Origin of the sequence: Spirillospora sp. NPDC049024 (assembly GCF_040649235.1) — a bacterium.
Taxonomy (GTDB): domain Bacteria; phylum Actinomycetota; class Actinomycetes; order Streptosporangiales; family Streptosporangiaceae; genus Spirillospora.
In genome coordinates this window covers 1-19,447 of the sequence record NZ_JBEZFD010000023.1, presented here as the reverse complement: position 1 = coordinate 19,447, position 19,447 = coordinate 1, and the positions used below count along the sequence as shown (strand labels likewise).

16 protein-coding genes and 1 tRNA gene are annotated in these 19,447 nt (G+C 70.1%); 11 read left to right on the top strand and 6 right to left on the bottom strand.

Annotated features, from left to right (window positions below):
* Positions 1-81: 81 nt before the first annotated feature.
* From AB0C21_RS33680 to AB0C21_RS33655, 6 genes are read left to right on the top strand one after another with little or no spacing between them, the layout of a single operon-like run.
* Positions 82-1,506 (top strand): extracellular solute-binding protein, encoded by a 1,425-nt coding sequence (locus AB0C21_RS33680; protein ID WP_500209731.1) that lies wholly within the window; start codon positions 82-84, stop codon positions 1,504-1,506.
* Positions 1,478-2,458, top strand: coding sequence for a carbohydrate ABC transporter permease (locus AB0C21_RS33675; RefSeq protein ID WP_500209730.1), 981 nt, complete (start codon positions 1,478-1,480; stop codon positions 2,456-2,458). The genes AB0C21_RS33680 and AB0C21_RS33675 overlap by 29 nt, the downstream gene beginning before the upstream one ends.
* The gene (locus AB0C21_RS33670; RefSeq protein ID WP_141584916.1) at positions 2,455-3,282 is read left to right on the top strand and encodes a carbohydrate ABC transporter permease; all 828 of its coding nucleotides are present in this window, start codon (positions 2,455-2,457) and stop codon (positions 3,280-3,282) included. Before AB0C21_RS33675 ends, AB0C21_RS33670 begins: the two co-directional genes overlap by 4 nt.
* Positions 3,282-4,409, top strand: a complete 1,128-nt coding sequence (locus AB0C21_RS33665) for an ABC transporter ATP-binding protein (protein WP_500209729.1) — start codon at positions 3,282-3,284, stop codon at positions 4,407-4,409. The genes AB0C21_RS33670 and AB0C21_RS33665 overlap by 1 nt, the downstream gene beginning before the upstream one ends.
* Positions 4,406-5,602, top strand: a complete 1,197-nt coding sequence (locus tag AB0C21_RS33660; protein WP_500209727.1) for a CehA/McbA family metallohydrolase — start codon at positions 4,406-4,408, stop codon at positions 5,600-5,602. Before AB0C21_RS33665 ends, AB0C21_RS33660 begins: the two co-directional genes overlap by 4 nt.
* The gene (locus AB0C21_RS33655) at positions 5,593-8,313 is read left to right on the top strand and encodes a glycoside hydrolase family 38 N-terminal domain-containing protein (protein WP_500209726.1); all 2,721 of its coding nucleotides are present in this window, start codon (positions 5,593-5,595) and stop codon (positions 8,311-8,313) included. Before AB0C21_RS33660 ends, AB0C21_RS33655 begins: the two co-directional genes overlap by 10 nt.
* Here AB0C21_RS33655 and ppgK read toward each other — a convergent pair.
* Genes ppgK through AB0C21_RS33640 form a run of 3 tightly spaced genes read right to left on the bottom strand, consistent with a single transcriptional unit; the run spans position 8,310 to position 10,166 of the window.
* Positions 8,310-9,074, bottom strand: coding sequence for a polyphosphate--glucose phosphotransferase (gene ppgK / locus AB0C21_RS33650; RefSeq protein ID WP_500209724.1), 765 nt, complete (start codon positions 9,072-9,074; stop codon positions 8,310-8,312). The two genes, AB0C21_RS33655 and ppgK, sit on opposite strands and share 4 nt — an antisense overlap.
* Before the next feature lie 28 nt (positions 9,075-9,102).
* The gene (locus AB0C21_RS33645) at positions 9,103-9,423 is read right to left on the bottom strand and encodes a DMT family transporter (RefSeq protein ID WP_149263291.1); all 321 of its coding nucleotides are present in this window, start codon (positions 9,421-9,423) and stop codon (positions 9,103-9,105) included.
* Positions 9,423-10,166: an SDR family oxidoreductase gene (locus AB0C21_RS33640; protein ID WP_500209723.1), complete on the bottom strand. Its 744-nt coding sequence runs from the start codon at positions 10,164-10,166 to the stop codon at positions 9,423-9,425. Before AB0C21_RS33640 ends, AB0C21_RS33645 begins: the two co-directional genes overlap by 1 nt.
* Positions 10,167-10,274: 108 nt before the next feature.
* On the opposite strand from AB0C21_RS33640, the gene AB0C21_RS33635 reads away from it, so the two are divergent.
* A complete protein-coding gene (locus tag AB0C21_RS33635; RefSeq protein ID WP_500209722.1) occupies positions 10,275-10,874 on the top strand; it encodes a TetR/AcrR family transcriptional regulator in 600 nt (199 codons plus the stop codon).
* A 50-nt stretch (positions 10,875-10,924) separates the two neighbouring features.
* Positions 10,925-12,328 (top strand): Si-specific NAD(P)(+) transhydrogenase, encoded by a 1,404-nt coding sequence (gene sthA / locus AB0C21_RS33630; protein ID WP_149263294.1) that lies wholly within the window; start codon positions 10,925-10,927, stop codon positions 12,326-12,328.
* Here sthA and AB0C21_RS33625 read toward each other — a convergent pair.
* Entirely contained in the window at positions 12,325-12,738 is a 414-nt protein-coding gene (locus tag AB0C21_RS33625) for an SsgA family sporulation/cell division regulator (protein WP_149263295.1), read from the bottom strand. The genes sthA and AB0C21_RS33625 overlap by 4 nt on opposite strands.
* Positions 12,739-13,025: 287 nt before the next feature.
* Between AB0C21_RS33625 and AB0C21_RS33620 the strand changes: the two genes are divergently transcribed.
* Together AB0C21_RS33620 and AB0C21_RS33615 are read left to right on the top strand one after the other, a co-directional pair.
* Positions 13,026-13,442 (top strand): TIGR02611 family protein, encoded by a 417-nt coding sequence (locus AB0C21_RS33620; RefSeq protein WP_500209720.1) that lies wholly within the window; start codon positions 13,026-13,028, stop codon positions 13,440-13,442.
* A gap of 73 nt (positions 13,443-13,515) precedes the next feature.
* Positions 13,516-13,587: transfer RNA gene (locus tag AB0C21_RS33615), tRNA-Val, on the top strand.
* A 188-nt stretch (positions 13,588-13,775) separates the two neighbouring features.
* On the opposite strand, the gene AB0C21_RS33610 is transcribed toward AB0C21_RS33615, so the two are convergent.
* Together AB0C21_RS33610 and AB0C21_RS33605 are read right to left on the bottom strand one after the other, a co-directional pair.
* Positions 13,776-15,197, bottom strand: a complete 1,422-nt coding sequence (locus AB0C21_RS33610; protein ID WP_500209718.1) for a tyrosine-type recombinase/integrase — start codon at positions 15,195-15,197, stop codon at positions 13,776-13,778.
* Positions 15,198-15,228: 31 nt separating this feature from the next.
* Positions 15,229-15,420: a helix-turn-helix domain-containing protein gene (locus tag AB0C21_RS33605; protein WP_500209917.1), complete on the bottom strand. Its 192-nt coding sequence runs from the start codon at positions 15,418-15,420 to the stop codon at positions 15,229-15,231.
* A 1,665-nt stretch (positions 15,421-17,085) separates the two neighbouring features.
* Here AB0C21_RS33605 and AB0C21_RS33600 point away from each other — a divergent pair.
* Complete coding sequence (locus AB0C21_RS33600) at positions 17,086-19,380, top strand: NACHT domain-containing protein (RefSeq protein ID WP_500209716.1); 2,295 nt, start codon at positions 17,086-17,088, stop codon at positions 19,378-19,380.
* Positions 19,381-19,447: the final 67 nt, after the last annotated feature.

Below are 19,447 nucleotides of genomic sequence, written 5' to 3'. Positions count from 1 at the left end.
ACCAAGAAAACGATCTCCGGAGTCTTTACGTGATCGAATTCTTCGGTCACGTTATGTGGTGACGCTTGTAGGAGGTCACCCATGGTCTTCTCCAGTAGGGACTTCTCCAGGAGGCGGATCGGCGCGGCGGCCGCGCTCGTGCTGGCGGGCGCGGCGCTCGCCGGGTGCGGCGGCGGATCCTCGGCGGACCCGGACCGCGGCAAGGACGCCAAGAGCTTCTCCCTGACGATCACCCGCAACGCCATCGAGGGCGGCAAGAACACCGAAGAGGCCGAGTGGATCACCAGGACGGTGATCCCGAAGTTCGTCGCGGCACAGAAGGCCAAGGGCGTCACCGCGAAGGTGACGTTCCGCGGGCAGGGCGTCGACGACGAGGCGTACAAGACGAAGCTGGCGCTCGACCTGAAGTCGCGCTCGGGCGCCGACATCATGGACATCGACGGCATCTGGGTGGGCGAGTTCGCCCAGGCCGGCTACCTGCTGCCGCTCAAGAAGGCGGTCGGGGCCCCCGCGGACGCGTGGGACGGCTGGTCGAAGATCCCTGGATCGGTCCAACGGCTGGCGATGTTCGACGGCGAGCGCTACGGCGTCCCGCCCGCGACCGACGGCCGCGTCATCTTCTTCAACAAGAAGCTGTTCGGCCAGGCGGGGCTGCCCGCCGACTGGCAGCCGAAGAGCTGGCAGGACGTCATCGCGGCCGGGCGCGCCCTGAAGAGGCTCCCGGGCGTGACGCCGATCCAGCTGAACGCGGGCACCGCCATGGGCGAGGCCACCAGCATGCAGGGGGCGCTGCCGCTGCTGGCCGGAGCCGGCGCCGAGATCTACGCGGACGGCAGGTGGACGGGCGGCGGCCAGGCGCTCAAGCAGGTCCTCGGCCTGTACGCGCAGGTCTACGGCCGCGAGGGCCTCGGCGACCCCAAGCTCCAGCAGGAGGCGAAGGGGCGCGACAAGTCGTTCGAGGAGTTCGCCGCGGGCAAGATCGGGATCCTGTTCGAGGGCGACTACTTCTGGCGGGACGTCCTCAACCCGAAGACGGGCGTCGCGAAGATGAAGACGCGCGACCAGGACGTCGGCTACGCGCTGATCCCCGCGCTCTCCCCGGGGCGGGGGCTGCGCGGGCAGTCGTTCGTGAGCATGTCGGGCGGCGCGGTGACCGTCCTCAACCCGAACACCAAGTACCCGCAGCAGGCGTTCGAACTGCTCGCCTTCATGAACTCCCCGGAGATGGTCAAGGCGCGGACGGCCGGCACCCCCGAGATCACGTCCAGGACGGACGTGAACAAGGAGATCCTCGCGGGCGACCCGTTCCTGACGTTCGTGTCGGAGAAGGTCCTGCCCGTCACGTCCTACCGTCCGGGGCTCTCGGCCTACCCGCAGGTGTCGACGGCCTTGCAGGAGGCCACCGCGAGCGTGGTGTCGGGCAAGAGCCCGGACCAGGCGGCCGCCGAGTACACAAAGAAACTGGAGGGGATCGTCGGTGGCGCCGCCCACGTCACCCCGCGCTGACGCCCCGCCCGCGGCCGCGCCGTCCCCCGGGGACGACGCGGCCGGGCTGGGCCGGGGGCGCGCCGCCGCCTTCGTCGCGCCCGCGCTGGTCCTCGTCGCGGTGTTCCTGGTGTTCCCCGCCCTCTGGACGCTCTACCTGGGCACGACCGACTACCGGCTCACCGGCATCGCCGCCAGCGAGCCGCGGTTCGTCGGGGCGGGCAACTACCGGGACGTGCTCGGCGACGGGGACTTCCACCGGTCGCTGTGGCTGACGCTCCAGTTCGTCCTCGGGTCGGCGGTGATCGGGCAGACCGTGCTCGGCTTCGCGATCGCGTGGGTGATGCGCGACCGGTCCGGCCCGGTCAGGCGCCTGGTCGAGGGGCTGGTGCTGCTGGCCTGGATCCTGCCGTCCTCGGTCATCGCGTTCCTGTGGATCGCGCTGCTCGACCGCGACGGCGGCACCCTCAACGCCGTGCTCGGCACGCCGGGCACGGCGTGGCTGCTCGACCATCCGATGGCGTGCATCGTGGTCTTCAACGTCTGGCGCGGGACCGCGTTCTCGATGATGCTCTACGGCGCGGCGATCGGGAACGTTCCACCGTCCCATCTGGAGACGGCGCGGCTCGCGGGCGCCTCCACGTGGCAGACGCTCCGCGACGCGGTGCTCCCGCGCATCCGGGGGCACGTGCTGACGAGCCTGCTGCTGGTCAGCCTGTGGACCTTCAACGACTTCACCCCCTTCCTGATCACCGCCGGCGGCCCGGACGGGCGCTCGGAGATCATGTCGGTGTACGTGTACCGGACGGCGCTCGGCGACGGCCGGCTCGGCTTCGGCGCCGCCATCTCCCTGGTCATGATCCTGGTCAACCTGGTGATCGCGCTGCTCTACCTGCGGGCGCTGCGCGACCGCGCCCGCAAGGGGGAGGCCCGCACGGCAAGGGACGGCGCGGCGGAGGGGGCGGCCGCGTGAACGACACCGTCCGCGAGCTGCTGCGCCGCATCGGCCTGGCCGTGTTCGTCTCGGCCGTCCTCGGGTTCTTCGCGCTGCCGCTGCTCTGGCTCGCCTTCGCCCCGTTCGACGCGAACCCGGGCATCGCGGCGTCGCTGCCCGAGTTCACCCTGCACAACTTCCGGGTCCTGATGGACAACCCGTACGCGCTCGCCTCGCTGCGCAACTCGGTGCTGCTGGCCGCCGGGACGGCCGCGCTCGTCGTCACGACCGCGTCGCTGGCCGCGTACGCGCTGAGCCGGGTCCGGGTCCCCGGCCGGGACCTGCTGCTCTACGTCCTGCTCCTGCTGTCGTCGATCATCACCGGGACGGCCGCGATGGTGCCGGTCTTCCTGCTCGCCTTCAACCTGCACCTGATCGACTCGCGGCTCGGCGTGGTCCTGGTGCTGACCGGCGGGCTGCTGCCGGCGGCGATCTTCCTGCTGAAGGACTTCACCGACGCCACGCCCACGTCCTACGAGGAGGCCGCGCGGGTGTTCGGGGCCTCGCCGCTTCAGGTCCTGCGGCACGTGGTCGTCCCGGTCATCCGGCCGGGGCTCGCCACCGTGGCGGTCTGGACGGTCGCGCAGGTGTGGGGCGACTTCCTCATGCCGTTCCTGCTGCTGCGCAATCCGGACAAGGCCCCCGCCTCGGTGATCATGTACACGTTCTACACCGAGGGCGGCCAGCCGGACCTGCCGCTGATCTCCACGTTCTCGCTGCTGTACTCCCTGCCGGTCGTGCTCATGTACCTCTTCGTCAGCCGCCGGTACGGCTTCCGCTTCCACGGAGGGATCAAGCGCTGATGGCGTCCATCACCATTCGGGAGCTGGCGAAGGTCTATCCGGGCGGCGTCCGGGCCCTGGACGCGCTCGACCTGGACGTCGGAACGGGCGAGTTCTTCGCGCTGCTGGGCCCGTCCGGCTGCGGGAAGACGACGCTGCTGCGCACGATCGCCGGGCTGGAGGCGGCCACGGGCGGGACGATCAGCCTCGACGAGAAGGACGTGACGCGGCTCCAGCCGGGCCGGCGCGACGTCGGCATGGTGTTCCAGGACTACGCGCTCTTCCCGCACATGACCGTCATGGACAACATCGCCTACCCGCTGCGCGTCAGGAAGCAGAGCCGCGCCGTCCGGTACAAGCGCGCGGCCGAGGCCGTCCGGGAGCTCGGGCTCACGGGGATGGAGGGGCGGCGCCCCGGGGAGCTGTCGGGCGGCCAGCAGCAGCGGGTCGCGCTGGCCCGCGCCGTGGTGGCCGACCCGCGGGTCCTCCTGCTGGACGAGCCGCTGTCCAACCTGGACGCGCGGCTCCGCCTGGAGGCCCGCACCTTCCTGAAGAGGTTCCAGCAGCGCGTCGCGGTCACGACGGTGTTCGTCACGCACGACCAGGCGGAGGCCCTGGCGCTCGCCGACCGGATCGCGGTCATGGAGTCGGGGCGGATCCGGCAGATCGGGACGCCCGGGGAGGTGTTCCGGCGTCCGGCGAACCTGTTCGTGGCCTCGTTCATCGGCTCGACCCCCATGAACCTGCTGCCCGGCACGGTCCGGGGCGGGGCCGTCGCGGTCGGCGGCATCGAGCTGCCCGTCCCGGAGGAGGCGCGCGGCCTCGTGCTGGACGGGCAGGAGGTCGTGTGCGGGGTACGTCCCGAATACATGGATTTCAGTACCGAGCCGGTGGACGGGGCGTTCGGCGGGAGGGTCTCGGTCGTGGAGAACCTCGGCGGGGCCTCCCTCGTGACCCTGGACGTCGGCGGCGAGACGGTGCGGGCCGTGGCGGGGGAGGACTTCGAGGCCCACTCCCACGCGGAGGGATGGGCGCTGCCGCGTCCCGGCCGCGTCCTGCTCTACCGCGACGGCGAGCTGGTGACCGGCGGAGGCGGCGAGGCCGGGCCGGCGGCGAAGCCCCTGGCCGAGGAGGGGAGGCGTGGATGACCGTGCACCGCGGGCGGTGGACCTTGGAAGACCGTCTGGAGCAGGGCCTGCGCGAACTCCCCTTCGAGGTGCCGCCGGGCACCGCGTCGGTCACGGTCGGGCTCTCCTTCGACGGCGGGGTGATCGACCTGGGATGCCACGGGCCGGACGGGTTCCGCGGCTGGTCCGGCGGGGCGCGCCGCCGGTTCACGATCGCGGCCGGCTGGGCGACGCCCGGCTACCTCCCCGGTGAGCTCGAACCCGGCGTCTGGCACGTCTGGCTCGGGCTGCACCGCATCCCGCCCGACGGCGTCCCGTACGAGGTCACCGTCACCACCTCGGGGTCGATCCCAGACCGTCCGGACCATCCGCCGCCCCCACGACCGGAACGGCCACCGCGCCGGGAGCTCCCCGCCCCGCACGGGATGCGGTGGCTCGCCGGCGACCTGCACTCGCACACCGTCCACAGCGACGGCACGCTCACCGTCCCCGAGCTGGCCTGCCTCGCCGCCGCCCGCGGCCTCGACTTCCTCGCCGTGACGGACCACAACACCGTCAGCCACCACCCCGAGCTGCCCGCCGCCGGGGCGCACGCCGGGATCCTGCTGCTGCCCGCCCAGGAGGTCACCACCGACCTCGGCCACGCGAACGTCTTCGGCGGCACCGGCTGGATCGACTTCCGGAGGCCGAGCGCCGACTGGGCCGCCACCGCCGCCGCGCGCGGCGGCCTCATGTCCATCAACCATCCGCTGAGCGGCGACTGCGCCTGGCGCCGCCCGCTGCCCGCCGAGCACCGGCCGCGCTTCGCCGAGATGTGGCACTCGTCCTGGTGGGACCGCCGCTGGGGCGCCCCGCTGGCCTGGGCGGACGTGTGGCGGCCCGAGGGGGTCGTCCCCCTGGGCGGCAGCGACTTCCACGACCCGGCGCAGGAGAAGACTCTCGGCGAGCCCGTCACCTGGGTCCTCGCCGAAGGGGAGGACGTGATGGGCGGGCTCGCCGCCGGGCGGACGTCGGTGTCCGCCGGGCCGGACGCGCCGGTCCTGCTGCGGCTCGGCGACGAGCTCGCCGCCATCGGCGCGGACGGGACCGTGCTGGTCCGGCCGGACGGGCGGCGGGCCGCCGTCCGGGGCGACCGCGTCCGGATGCCCGCGGACACGGCGGGCATGCACCGCCTGGAGACCCACGAGAACGAGGTGATCGCACTGTGCGGGTAGAACGCCGGGCCGAGGACTCCGAGATCGTCGTCGTGCCGCACACCCACTGGGACCGCGAGTGGTACCTGCCGTTCCAGCGCTTCCGGCTCCGCCTGGTGTCGCTGCTGGACGGCGTCATCGACGGCATGGAGGCCGATCCCCGCTGGCACTTCACGCTGGACGGGCAGATGGCCGCCGTCGACGACTACCTGGAGATCCGTCCCGAGCGGCGGGACCGGCTGGCCGCGCTCGTCCGGGAGGGCAGGCTCGCCGTCGGGCCCTGGCAGATCCTGCACGACGAGTTCCTGTGCTCGGGGGAGAACATCGTCCGGAACCTGGAGCTCGGGCTGCGCCGCGCGGAGGAGCTGGGCGCCGCCATGATGGTCGGCTACCTGCCCGACCAGTTCGGGCACTGCGCGCAGACGCCGCAGATCCTCAGGCTCGCGGGGATCGAGCACGCCTGCGTGTGGCGCGGCGTCCCGGACCGGGTCCGCACCCGCGCGTTCGCCTGGGAGGCGCCGGACGGGTCCGCGATCCGCACCCAGTACCTCCCCGAGGGCGGCTACGGCAACGCCGCGTCGATGTTCGAGGAGTTCGAGGACGGCGCGTCGCTGCTGACCGGCCGCGTCGCCGGGTTCGCCGAGTCGATGGGCCGCTGGTACCCGGGCGGCGGCGCCCTGCTGGCCATGTACGGGGCCGACCACACCGCGCCCGCCGCCGACCTCGCCGACCGGGTCGCCTCCGCCGGGCTCGCGATGCGCCTCGACACCCTCGCCGGGTACTTCGCGGGCGAGGACCCGTCCGTGGACGGCCTGCCGCGCGTGCGGGGCGAGCTGCGCTCCCACGCACGCGCCAACATCCTGCCCGGCGTGCTGTCGGCCCGCGTCCGGCTCAAGCAGCTGATGGGACGCGCCGAACGCCTCGTGGAGCGGTACGCCGAGCCGCTGACCGCGCTCTGGTACACCGGCGACGCGCAGCGCTTCCTCGACCTGGCGTGGCGGAACCTCATCGAGGTGAGCTGCCATGACTCGGTCACCGGCTGCGGCAGCGACGAGACCGCCGAGCAGGTCGCGGCGCGCATGGCCGAGGCCGAGCAGCTCGGCCGCGCGGTCTGCGACCTCGTCACCGCCGAACGCGCCGGGAAGGTGCCGCTCGGCTCGCACCTGGTGTTCAACCCGACCCCCGCCGCGCGGACCGGCCTCGTCACCCTGGACATCCCCTGCGAAGGGGAGCCCGGGCTGGAGACGGGGGACGGGCGGCCGGTCCCCGTCCAGACGCTCGACACCGCCCCCACCGTGCTGGACGACGCCGTCCACCCGGCCTCCGAGCTGCCCATCCTGCTGGAGCGGGTGTACGGGCGGGTGCTGTTCGGGCAGGAGATCCGCGACTGGTCGGTGTCCCGGGAGGACCGCGCCCTCACCTTCCACGTGACGGCCCGCGCCGACGTCCCGTTCGACATCGGCGAGGTGCGGGAGGCGCTGCGCGGTGCGGACGGCGACTGGCGCGTCCGGATCCTGGCCGACCCGCGCCGCACGGTCGCCGCGCTGGTGGAGGCGCCGGCCCTCGGGCTGACCGCCGTCCGGCCCGCCGCCCCGGGCGGGGCCCCGGAAGCGCCGGTGAGGGCCGAGGGGAGCGTCCTGGACAACGGGCTGCTGCGCGCCGACGTCCGCGACGACGGCACGCTCCAGCTGCGCACCCCGTCCGGCCACGTCGTCGAGGGGGTCGGCCGCGTCGTGGACGGCGGCGATCTGGGCGACTCCTACAACTACGCGCCGCCCGCCGAGGACCGGATCGTCGGCGACCCCCGGACGGTGGACGTCCGGCCCGTGTGGGAAGGGCCGCTCGTCGCCGCGCTCGACATCGTCCGGACCTACCGGTGGCCCGCCTCCGGGGACGTCCCCGGCGACGCCCGGTCCACCGCCGAAGAGGACGTGACCGTGACCACCCGCGCCGAGCTGCGCGCCGGGGAGCCCTTCCTGCGGCTGCGCGTCACGTTCGACAACCGGTGCGACGACCATCGCGTCCGGCTCCACATGTCACTGCCGCGCCAGGCCGGCTCGTCCTTCGCCGAGGGCCAGTTCGCGATCGTCGAGCGGGGGCTCACGGCCGAGGGCGGCTTCGGGGAGCGCCCCGTGCCGACGTTCCCCGCGTCCGGCTTCGTCGCCGCGGGCGGCCTCGCCGTCCTGCTGGAGCACGCCACCGAGTACGAGGTCCTCGGCGGGCGGGAGATGGCGCTGACGCTGCTGCGCTCGATCGGCTACCTGTCGCGGGACCGCAACGCCTACCGCGACCAGCCCGCCGGGCCGCAGCTCCCGACGCCGCAGGCCCAGTGCCGGGGCGAGCGCACGGTCGGCCTCGCGGTCATGCCGTACTCCGGCGAAGCGCCAGGAACCGAGGTACTCCAGGCGGCCGAGGCATACCGCCACGACCTGCTCACCGCCGCCGGTTACGGACGGGCCGCCACGCCCGTCCCGGCCTCCCGGGAGGGCGTCTCGATCACGGGCGACGGCGTGGCCATGACCTCCATGCGCCTCCGCGACGGCTGGATCGAGACCCGGATGGTCGCCCAGTGCGCCCACCCCACCACCGCCGTCCTGCGGGGCGACCTCGCCGAGGCGACCCGCGTCGACCTGCGCGGACGCCCCGGCATCCCGCTCGACGTCCACGAGGGGACGGTCGCGCTGGCGCTGCGGCCCTGGGAGATCGCCACCGTCCGTCTCAGGAGGTCCTAGCGTGCGGCCTCCAGGGGATGCGCGGCCTCCGCCGCCATCGCCGCCCCCACGATCCCGGCGTTGTTCACCAGCCGCGCCGGGACGATCTCCGCCCGGACGCCCTCGATCAGCGGGATGAAGCGCTCGGACTTCCTGCTCACCCCGCCGCCCACGATGATCAGCGACGGGGAGATCAGCGCCTCCAGGTGCCGCATGTACACGCTGAGCCGCTTCGCCCACTTCTTCCAGCCGAGGCCCTGCTCGTCCCGCGCCTTCGCCGACGCGCGGATCTCCGCGTCCTCCCCGTCGATCTGGAGGTGCCCGAACTCGGTGTTGGGGACGAGGACCCCGTCGGTGAACAGCGCGCTGCCGATGCCCGTCCCCAGCGTGAGCACGACGACCGTGCCGTGCCGGCCGCGTCCCGCGCCGAGCCGCATCTCCGCGATCCCGGCCGCGTCCGCGTCGTTGAGCAGCGTGATCTCGCGCCCGGTCGCGTCCGCGATCAGCGCCCGCGCCTCCAGCCCGAGCCAGCGCCTGGACACGTTCGCCGCCGACATCGTCACGCCGTCGATCACCACGCCGGGATAGGTGACCCCGACGGGCCCCTCCCACCCGAAGTGCTCCACGACCTCCGCGACCACCTTCGCGACCGCCTTGGGCCTGGACGGCCGCGGCGTGTCCACCCGGAACCGCTCCCGCGTGAACGAGCCGTCCGACAGGTCGACCGCGGCCCCCTTGATCCCCGAGCCGCCGATGTCGATCCCCAGCATCTCCCTCGCCATGCCCCCACTCTGCCCGATCTTGCCCCGGCTAAGAGCCCTCCAGGACCTGCAGCCCGACCACGCCGACGACGATCAGGGCGAGGAACGCCAGCCGCGCCGGCGACGCGCTCTCACCGAACGCGACCATGCCGACGAGCGCGACGCCGAGCGCCCCGAGGCCGACGAAGACCGCGTACGCCGTCCCGACTGGCAGGGTCCGCAGGGACAGCGACAGCACCACGACGCTGAGCAGCGCCACCGACAGCCCGATCACGGTCGGCCAGAGCCGCGTCAGGCCGTCCGACTGCTTCAGCGCCGTCGCCCACACCAGCTCCGTCAACCCCGCGATCAGCAGGAAAACCCACGCCATCAGGCCGCATACCCCCCGTCCACGGCGATCGCCGCACCGGTGACATAGTCCCCGCCCGGGCCCGCCAGATGCGCGACCATCGCGGCGATCTCCTCGGCGCGCCCGTACCGGCCGAGCGCCGTGAACCCGCGCTCGAACTCGGCGTCAGGGGAGTCGGCGGGGTTCATCTCGGTGTCGGTCGAGCCCGGCTGCACCACGTTCGCGGTGATCCCGCGCGGCCCGAGATCGCGGGCCAGGCCCCGGGTGAGCCCGGTGAGCGCCGACTTGCTCATCGCGTACAGCGTCCAGCCGGCATAGGGGACGCGCTCGGCGAGGCTGCTGCCGATGCTGATGATGCGCCCGCCCGGCCCGAGATGGCGGGCCGCCGCCTGCGCCGCGACGAACGCCGCCCGCACATGGATCGCCAGGGTCCGGTCGAGTTCTTCGACCGATACGTCCTCCAACGGCCCGTAGGGCGCGATCCCGGCGTTGTTGACCAGGATGTCGAGCCGACCCAGTTCCGCCGCCGCCCGGTCGACGGCCGCGGCGACCGCCCCCGGATCCGCCGCGTCGGCGGCGATCGCCAGCCCGCGCCCGCCCGCCGCCTCGATGTCGCGGACGACGCCGGCGGCCCGCTCCGGGGCCCGCACGTAGGTCACCGCGACGTCGGCGCCGTGCCGCGCCAGCCGCCGCGCGATCGCCGCCCCGATCCCGCGCCCGCCTCCCGTCACCAGCGCCGCCCGTCCCGCCAGATCCGCTGTCATCCCGACTCCCGTCCACTAACCGGAGAAAGTTCCGTTTGGTGAGCTTAACCGGAGAACTTTCCGGATACAAACCCGTTACGCTGGTGTGCCGTGCCTAGAGGGGGCTGGATGCGGGAGTTGCCCGTGGTCGGGCGGCCGCCCGCCGAGCGCGCGGACGCGGCGCACAACCGCCGCCGCATCCTGCGCGCCGCCGCGGAGGTGATCGCCACCCGCGGGCCCGAGGCCGTCTCCATGGACGAGGTCGCGCGGGCCGCCGGCGTCGGCGTCGGCACCGTCTACCGCCGCTTCGGCGACCGGGCCCGGCTCGTCTACGCCGTGATCGACGACCGCGAGCGCGACTTCCAGGCCGCCTTCATCCAGGGCCCGCCGCCGCTCGGCCCGGGCGCCGCCCCCGCCGAGCGCGTCCGCGCCTTCCTGCACGCCCTGGCCGACCGCACCGAGGCCCAGGCCGACCTGCTGCTGATGGCCGAGTCCGACCCGCCCGACGCCCGCTTCCGCGACGGCTCGTACGGGCTCTACCACCGGCACCTGGCGATGCTGCTGGGCGAGATCCGCCCGGACCTCGACACCGCCTACCTGGCCGACGCCCTCCTCGCCCCCCTCGCCGCGAACCTGTTCCTCTACCAGCGCCGCACGCGCGGCATGCCCCTCGACCGCGTCAAGTCCGGCCTGGACGCGCTCGCCGCCGGCCTCCTGGGGTCGGGATAGATCCGGCGAAAGCCCTTATCAGTACGGTGCTGGACCGTCAGACTGGGGGAGTGAACGACTTCGATCTCCTCGTCCTCGGCTCCGGACCCGGCGGGCAGCGCGCGGCCATCGCCGCCGCCAAGCTCGGCCGCAAAGTCGGCATCGTCGACCGCCGCGACATGATGGGCGGCGTCTGCATCAACACCGGGACGATCCCGTCCAAGACGCTCCGCGAGGCCGTCCTCTACCTGACCGGGCTCAACCAGCGCGAGCTGTACGGGCAGAGCTACCGGGTCAAGGAAGAGATCACCATCGCCGACCTCGGCATGCGCACCCAGCACGTCATCGGCCGCGAGACCGACGTCGTCCGCAGCCAGCTCGCCCGCAACCACGTCACGGTGCTCTCCGGCACCGGCCGCTTCCTGGAGCCCGACACGATCGCCGTCAGCGGCGCCGGCGACCGCGAGCAGAAGGTCACCGCCGACCGCATCGTGATCGCCACGGGCACCTGCCCGGCCCGGCCCGACACCGTCGACTTCGACGACCGGACGATCATCGACTCCGACGGCATCATCCACATGGACCGCATCCCCGAGACCATGGTCGTCGTCGGCGCCGGCGTGATCGGCATCGAGTACGCCTCGATGTTCGCCGCGCTCGGCACCAAGGTCACCGTCGTCGAGCGGCGCGAACGCATGCTCGACTTCTGCGACCTGGAGATCGTCGAGGCCCTCAAGTACCACCTGCGCGACCTGGCCGTCACGTTCCGGTTCCGCGAGAGCGTCGCGTCCGTCGAGCGGACGGGCGGCGGCGCGATCACCGTCCTGGAGAGCGGCAAGCGGATCCCCGCCGACACCGTCATGTACTCCGCCGGGCGTCACGGCATGACCGGCGACCTGTGCCTGGAGGCCGCGGGCCTCACCGCCGACCGGCGCGGCCGGATCAAGGTCGACGAGCACTACCGCACCGAGGTCCCGCACATCTACGCGGTCGGGGACGTGATCGGGTTCCCCTCCCTCGCGGCCACCTCGATGGAGCAGGGCCGCCTCGCCGCCCACCACGCCTGCGACGAGCCGGTCTCGCAGATCCACGAGACCCAGCCCATCGGCATCTACACCATCCCCGAGATCAGCTTCGTCGGCCGCACCGAGGACGCCCTGACCGAGGCCAAGGTCCCCTTCGAGGTCGGCGTGTCCCGCTACCGCGAGCTCGCCCGCGGCCAGATCATCGGGGACTCCTACGGGATGCTGAAACTCCTCGTCTCACCGGAGGACCGGCGGCTCCTCGGCGTCCACGTGTTCGGCACCGGCGCCACCGAGCTCGTCCACATCGGCCAGACGGTCATGGGCTGCGGCGGCACGATCGACTACCTGGTCAACGCCGTCTTCAACTACCCCACCCTCGCCGAGTCCTACAAGGTCGCCGCCCTGGACGCGATGAACAAGATGCGCCACATCGCGCGGCTGTCCGGCTAGGACGGCCAGAGCAGGTTCTCCAGCTCGGCGTCGATGTCGATGAACTCGCTCTCCTCACCGGCCGGCACCGCCTGGTACGTCCGGTGGAGGAAGTCGGCGAGCGGGGAGAGCGGCACCTCGAACAGCGCGTCCCCGAACGGGGAGGACAGCGCGATGTTCAGCGTGCCGTCGTCCTCGCCCGGCCAGACCTCGACGTCCCCGTCCCCGACCTTGCGCACGATGCCGACCGTGAGCAGCTCCCGAGCGAAGATCCACTCGACCGGCTCGTCGTCGCCCACGTAGAAGGCCATCCGGATGGCGTACGGGTCATCGGCCGCGTACTCCAGCCCGGCCAGCAGGGGGACGGTCGTGCTGTCGGGGACGACGAGACGGAGGCCCAGCTCTGCTGAGACGGTGGTACTGCTGTTCATGGCCATTCCCTCTTACGTCGGTCCCGCTGGCTCACGGGTGCTCCGGTGAGCGGTTCTCCTCCTCACCGACATCCCCGCGATCTATGACGCCTAACTGCCTGAACTCGGCCGAACATTCCGGCGTCCCCGGCCTTTGTGATCCATCTCACCCTAGCAAAACCCGCGTCTGACCTGCGCAAAAGCGGATCATTCGAAACTTTCCTTCGCCCTCACCTGCCCGCCCCGCAGGCCGATCCGCATGCTCCCCGGCGCCCCCGACGGCCCATCCGCTGCCTTAGAGTAAATCCGTGGCAATAAATCATGAAAAGGAAGCGGAGCCCCGCCTCTTCCACCGCCTCCGCGCCCGGATCCGCCGCAACCCCCTCCTCAACACCGCCTGGCGCGCCGGCGTCTTCCTCACCGGCGCCGCCGTCCTCGTCGGCGGCCTGGTCATGATGGTGACCCCGGGCCCCGGCCTCCTAGGCATCGTCATCGGCCTGGCCATCCTCGGCACCGAGTTCGCCTGGGCCCAGCGAGCCCTCCACCGAGCCAAGACCGCCGCCGACCGCGCCAAGGAAAAGGCCTTCGACCCCCGAGCTCGCCGCCGCAACACCATCCTCGGCACCCTGACCGCCCTGGCCCTCGCCGCCGCCCTGACCGCCTACCTGGCCGTCTACGGCAAGACCCTCCCCTGGAACATAGAAGACCCCGCCTTCTGGACCTGACCCCCCGCGAAACCAGCGCGCGACCACCCCAGGACATGCGCTAGAGTTTCCGACGTCGGAACACGTTCCGCAGGGGCGATTAGCTCAGTGGGAGAGCGCTTCGTTCACACCGAAGAGGCCACTGGTTCGAACCCAGTATCGCCCACCCCTATGACACAGGCCCTCCCGCATACCTGCGGCAGGGCCTGATTGATCAACTGGGAGGATTTTGGGAGATCATCTCCCTCCCACCCAAACGAGGCCACAAGAACACCCCACTCTTGCTCACTCTGCGTAGTCACGCTGTGGGGGTGGGACGAGGCCTCATCCCACCCCCACCAGCATGACGGGCCGCTAAGCGCTCAAGATCGAGACCGGGGCCTGAACCCGCCTCTGAGCGCCCTCCAGTAGCCCATTGAGTACGGGAACCGGCGAGCTCCCACTGAGCCGAAGCCGTTCCTGCAGCGAGATCTCCCAGCGCTTCTGCAGCTTGGCCTTCAGGTCGTCTCGCATGGTGTCCGAGACGTGGGAGTACACGCCCCGGATGCCAGGCAGCGTGTGTCCGAGCCGTTCGGCCTGGAGTACCTCCGGAATGGCGTCCTCCAGCATCCAGGTCTTGTGGCTGTGCCGCAGCCCGTGCGGCGTGAGCCCCTCGATGAGCGGCAGCCACACCGACGGCGAGTGCTCTTCGGTCACCACCCGGATCCCCTTGCCCCTGGGCGGCTGGAAAGGCTGCCCGGGGACGGCATCAGGCCACGGTGGAACCGGCGTCCCAGGCCATACCGTCGTGTCCGCCAGTACGCGCTTTCCGGTCTGCCGCGTGCCCTTGGGGTATCGACCGTCCGCCGCGGGCTGGAACACCCGTCGGGCGTAATGAGAACGACGATGATGCGCACCCTCCGAGCTGAGGAACAGGTACTGCCCGCGCCCACCGCAGACAGGCGCCCGTCCCGGACAGGCGCAGCGGCCAGGCGTCCGAAGGCTCTGCTCCGAGACGAGCGCCGACAGAAAGGGCGGCAGATCGACCGGCCGGTGCGAATCGTCCTTCGGCGGCACCTTCTCCAGCCGCCCTGCCAGCTCCCTCAGCTGCCAGTCGACCTGGATCCGGTCGAGTCGGCACGCCGGCCGCTCCAGCCCGTGCACTTCACCCCACCGCATGCCGGTGTAGGCGGTCAGGACGATCAGGACGAAGTCGTCATCACGCCCGGACAGCAGCGCACACCGCTCGGCCAGCAGCAGGGTCTGCAGGGGAGTGGCCCAGACCTTCTCCGGCCCCCGCACCGCGATGGCCCGCCGCGCCCGCTTCCGCCCGCGCCCCCGCCGCTTGACGGCCACGTTGCTCGCGACCATCCCGCGTTCCTTGGCATCTCCAAGGATGGTGCCCAGCAGCGACCGGGCGTCGGCCGCGGTCCGGTGCGAGAACCCTCTGGTCCGTGTCCGCTTCTCCCAAGCCACGATCTCCTCGGGGCTGGTGAGGGTGTTGACCGGCCGGTTCCCGAACGCCGGAACGATGTGGTGATCGATCAGGTACCGGTACTTGGCCTCGGTGGTGGCCTCCAAATCCTGTCCCGACCACCACAGCTCGACCCAGTCGGCCAGTAACGCCGCCCCGTCACGAGGATCGTTCCAACTATGTCGCCGGATACCGGCTTCCTGCTCCTCACCCCAGTTCAGCGCGGCCTTCTTCGTCTCGAACCCCGACTGCGAGGCCGCGCTGCCATCCGGCCGCATGTACCGGACCCGCCACTTGTTCCCACGCTTTTCGGCATACGCCATGGCTTGCTCCTCCTCCTTGTTCTTCCGCGGCTCAGAACCGGCCGCGCTGCCGGCGGACCACCGGCTGCTTGGCACCGGCCGCGATGATCCCGGCGATGTCCTGATCGCTGAACCTCAGGTGCTTGCCGATGAAGGTGCACGGGATGACCCGCGCGCTGGCCTTCTTCCGCAGCCACGACTCGCGCACCTGCAACATCGCCGCCGCCTCGGCGGGCGTGTACAGCCGGACATCGGGACTGGACCTGTGTTCTGGACCGGCATCATGCCGCTGAGCGCTCGGCTCACCCTGCAAGGTCACACCTCGCTCTCGCCACCGGACCGCAGGAGGCGCGAGTACGCGCCCGCTCCCGCAGCCCCACGTCAGGGACCGAAAGCACCCTTCGCAAGAGATGGACGACCTTGACCCCAACTTTACACGGAGAGTAGTTAGGCGAGTACGTTCAGGAAGCGTGTCGTCAGAGTTGAACCGACACGCCCTCCGTCATCACGTCGGCTCACGTGGTGTCCGTGGTCTCCCCAAGCGCGATGGTCGGTCTCTCTACGATCGAGGCCACTTTTTACTCAGGGCGGGTCGGGGTCGGGGAGAAGGCCTGGCGGGATCTGCCGAGCAGTCGTAGGGCTGCCCGCTGGCGCCGGAAGGTGCGAAGTCGCCACAGACCACGTGCGAGTCCGGTCGCTCCCGTAGACGGACTGGCTGAGGCTCCCCCTTCGTCCCTGACGGAACCCGGGTGTTCGTCCGTGCGTATCGAGGGAGTTTGGGAGGCAGCACGCCGACTGCCATGATCTTCGGAGACGGACGCTGTGGGCGAGAAGGTCCTGATGGCCGGCGTACGGAACGTGGTCGCAGCGCAGGCACAGCCAGTACGAGCGGTGCCTATCCAACACGCCGGTCGGTCGGCAGAGGTGCTGATCCACTGCGGCTCACCGGTTCCAGCGCGGCAACGACGCCTGCGCCAGGCAGACCTCCGCCGAGCAGGTTCCCGGCCTGAGATTCCCGAGTACGGTTTGATCGACACGAGCTACCGCGAACAAGCCTGGGATGTGTTCCACGACCTGGCCGAACGCGCTCACGTTCCTGCACAGCAGGCCAGTCAGTGGTTCGAGGGCGATCGTAGGTTTTGAACGGACCATGCCAGGCCAACTCTCCGACATGTCCGGCTGGTGATTCAGGCTCGACGTTGAACGCCCGGCCAGCGGCGTAAGCGGACGTCTGCAGCGCGAGTTCGCGTGCGTTTGCGGGATAATCAGCTCGTCGGGGTGACCATCTCGGATGTCTGATCATCCTCGACTCAACTTCCGAATGTCAGCTGCTGAGATCCAACCTCAGAGACACACTGTCCGAGGCCTTTTGGTGGACAGTCATTCATCTCCGCGATTGTCCGCAGCCATCTATCTTTCTTTCGGATCCCACCGAACTCGGCTGAACTTACTGCGCGCGGTTGTGCATGCTGGATGCCTGGCCCTCCAGGCTCCGATGGTGGCCGACGTGGCCGCCTCCGCGCCACGCAGGATACAAGCTCGATCTCTCTCCTGAGACAAGTCCTAGGGGCGGACTCAAGAGGCAGCTCAGCCATGGCGGTTGCGGCCACAGTCCTTGGCCAATTTCGGTCCTACCCGTGCGTATCGCCTCCATCGCCTGACTGATTTCGCAAAGATAGGCGGAGGAAGCGGGAGGCGTGAAGCAATGACACGGTCATCGACAGGTGGGGCCGGAACCTCAGGGGGTGTCGGGCATGAGGATCGCTGCCTCGCCTGGTTCGCGGCGCACCTACTGACTGAGGATCGACTGCCTGGCTGGGCTTCCGGCCACCGCATTGTCGGCGTTGGCAGTCAAACGGCGCGGCCCGTTGACGACGTCGGCGCCGTCACAGACGCGGGCGGTTGGCTGATGGTCCAAGCGAAGAAGAGGCTGCTGCTCACCAGTGCTGAAGATGGCGCGCTAGCTGAGGCACTTCGGCAACTCGTGGACGCCGTGATCGGCGAGGTTCCTAGCTCACCGCCGAACCAGCACATTCCGCGGTCCCTCGACCGGGATCTCGACAGGGTGCTCTTGCTTGGTGATGAGCGCACGCCGGCAACCGTCAGGGATCACCTGGCTAGAGTGACGGATCGTCTACGTACCCATCCTGAGGCGGTTCCCCTAGAGGAAGCTGCCACCAACGGATCTGAGCGTGAGGCCCTCGGGGTGCTTCTCACCCATCTTCGGCGGCTGTGGCAGGAACGCGAGGGCAGGCCAGCCGATGACGCTGCCATGCGGCGACTCCTCAGCCCCCTCGTTGTCCATGCCCTGAACCTGCGCGACGATGGCGCGGAATATCAACGGGTTCAGGTGATGCTCAGCGACATGCTGGTCGACCAGGACCAGGCGCGCGATCTCTGGGAGGCGCTGGTCTCCATCGGCCACGAACTCGGTGAGAGCCAAAGATGGCTTGACCGCGACGCGCTAGTTGCCGAGCTTGAAAAACGCCCCTTCCGCCTCAGGCCGGTGACCCGGTTGCGAGAGGACATCGCTCGCCTGCGGCAGTCCGCAAGAACCAACATCGCGGTGCTCGGGAGTGCCCTCACCCTCACGACTCCCGAAGGGGGCCTAACGCTTGAGCGAGAAGTGGGGCCGACCCTGCGCGATGCGGATGGCAGCTTCGCGCTGACCGGTGAGCCTGGTACAGGCAAGACCGCACTCCTCTGCCAACTAGCCGCCGACCTGATCGATCAGGGAAACGACGTCGTACTTCTGAGCGCTGAGCAGTTGAGAGCTTCCGCTGGCCAGACCCGCACGGAGTTGAACCTCGAGCACGACCTCAAGGACATCTTGCTCGGCTGGCCGGGCACTCATCCCGGCAGGCTACTGCTGGATGGCCTGGACCAGACCCGTGGGGAAAATGCCTCGCAGTGGCTGCCAACGCTCGCCAAGCAGCTTGCAGGCAGTCGCTGGGAGATCGTTGCCACTGTCCGACGTTTCGACCTGCGCAACGGCCACAAATGGCGTGCGATGTTCCGCGGCGCACCTGTCGACCCCGCTCACTCTGATTCCTCGCTTCAGAACGTCCGCCACCTTCTGATCGAGGACCTACTGCCAGGGGAGATGGAGAGCCTTCTGCAAGAAAGCCCTGCGCTTGCGGACCTCCTCCGTGCCGCCGGAAGCAAAATGCAGCAACTCTTGAACAACCCGTTCAATCTGGAGATCGCCTCGCAATTGCTGGCTGACGGCGCCCTCCTTGACCCCGGCAACATTCGCAGCCGACTTGACTTGCTCGACCAATACTGGCGAATGCGGGTAGTCGAAGGTGGCAGGAATCCGTGGGAACGAGCCTCGGCACTCACGCAGGTTGTTGCACAGATGATCGCTGATCGCAGGCAGCAGGTAACTTACCTGCCTCACGCCGATTCCGATGCTCTGCAGGACTTGGTGAGCGACGGCGTTCTTCGTGACTTGCCGCAGGGGGTAGGCCTACCGCAGCCGCCGATCGCATTCAGCCATCCAGTACTTTTCGACTTCGCGGCCGGAATTTTGGCGCTCGGTGACACCTCCCGCGCAGAGAGCCTTGCGGAGAAATTGGACGCCGACCCCAACCTGGCCCTGCTCCTGCGGCCCAGTTTGGACTACCGGCTGGCCATCGCCTGGCGAAATGCTCCGACAAGACAGGAGTTCTGGCAACTCGCCCTCAGGCTCAATGCTGAGACATCAGGGCATCACCTAGCCGCCGCTGCAGCAGCCACCGCATGTAGCCGCGAACTTCGTTCACCTGATGAACTGGCTCATCTTGCGGAAGCATGTTTGGGCAACAGCACTGCTGCCGGAGCCCGCGAGAACCCAGAAAATAACGCTCGCCGCATGGCGTTCTTGGTCGCAGCCGCAATAGCCAACTCGGATTCACAAACCAGCCTTTTCGGAACATTCTCGCCATTCGTTGGAGATCTCGCCCGTGCGGCTCGCGCTACCGACGACACCGCCCTCGCGTTGGATGCCGCCCAGTTGCTCAGACGAGCGTCTGGCCCTGGAATTTCCTGGCCCGGCACGGAAGTGAGAGACCATTGGATTCAGGTCGTCGTCGACTGCATGACTGTGGCCTTGGAGGATGTCGACGATCCTGACCGAGCGCAAATTGGGAGGATGCTTGCCTGGCCTCTCGCTCGCGCACTCTCCCTCGACGGAACCCTGCCCTCAACCGGTCGTAGCAATTGATCTAGCGGTGGTGTAGTCCTGCTCGGCGAGTTGATCGTCGGGGGGAGCTGCCGTGGGGCTGGTTCGT

What these genes read in the sequence shown, in the direction of transcription:
- AB0C21_RS33610 (WP_500209718.1), bottom strand. Translation starts at nt 15,197, where the DNA reads ATGGCGTATGCCGAAAAGCGTGGGAACAAGTGGCGGGTCCGGTACATG.
- AB0C21_RS33660 (WP_500209727.1), top strand. Translation starts at nt 4,406, where the DNA reads ATGACCGTGCACCGCGGGCGGTGGACCTTGGAAGACCGTCTGGAGCAG.
- AB0C21_RS33640 (WP_500209723.1), bottom strand. Translation starts at nt 10,166, where the DNA reads ATGACAGCGGATCTGGCGGGACGGGCGGCGCTGGTGACGGGAGGCGGG.
- AB0C21_RS33635 (WP_500209722.1), top strand. Translation starts at nt 10,275, where the DNA reads ATGCGGGAGTTGCCCGTGGTCGGGCGGCCGCCCGCCGAGCGCGCGGAC.
- AB0C21_RS33625 (WP_149263295.1), bottom strand. Translation starts at nt 12,738, where the DNA reads ATGAACAGCAGTACCACCGTCTCAGCAGAGCTGGGCCTCCGTCTCGTC.
- AB0C21_RS33600 (WP_500209716.1), top strand. Translation starts at nt 17,086, where the DNA reads ATGGTCCAAGCGAAGAAGAGGCTGCTGCTCACCAGTGCTGAAGATGGC.
- AB0C21_RS33645 (WP_149263291.1), bottom strand. Translation starts at nt 9,423, where the DNA reads ATGGCGTGGGTTTTCCTGCTGATCGCGGGGTTGACGGAGCTGGTGTGG.
- ppgK (WP_500209724.1), bottom strand. Translation starts at nt 9,074, where the DNA reads ATGGCGAGGGAGATGCTGGGGATCGACATCGGCGGCTCGGGGATCAAG.
- AB0C21_RS33665 (WP_500209729.1), top strand. Translation starts at nt 3,282, where the DNA reads ATGGCGTCCATCACCATTCGGGAGCTGGCGAAGGTCTATCCGGGCGGC.
- AB0C21_RS33680 (WP_500209731.1), top strand. Translation starts at nt 82, where the DNA reads ATGGTCTTCTCCAGTAGGGACTTCTCCAGGAGGCGGATCGGCGCGGCG.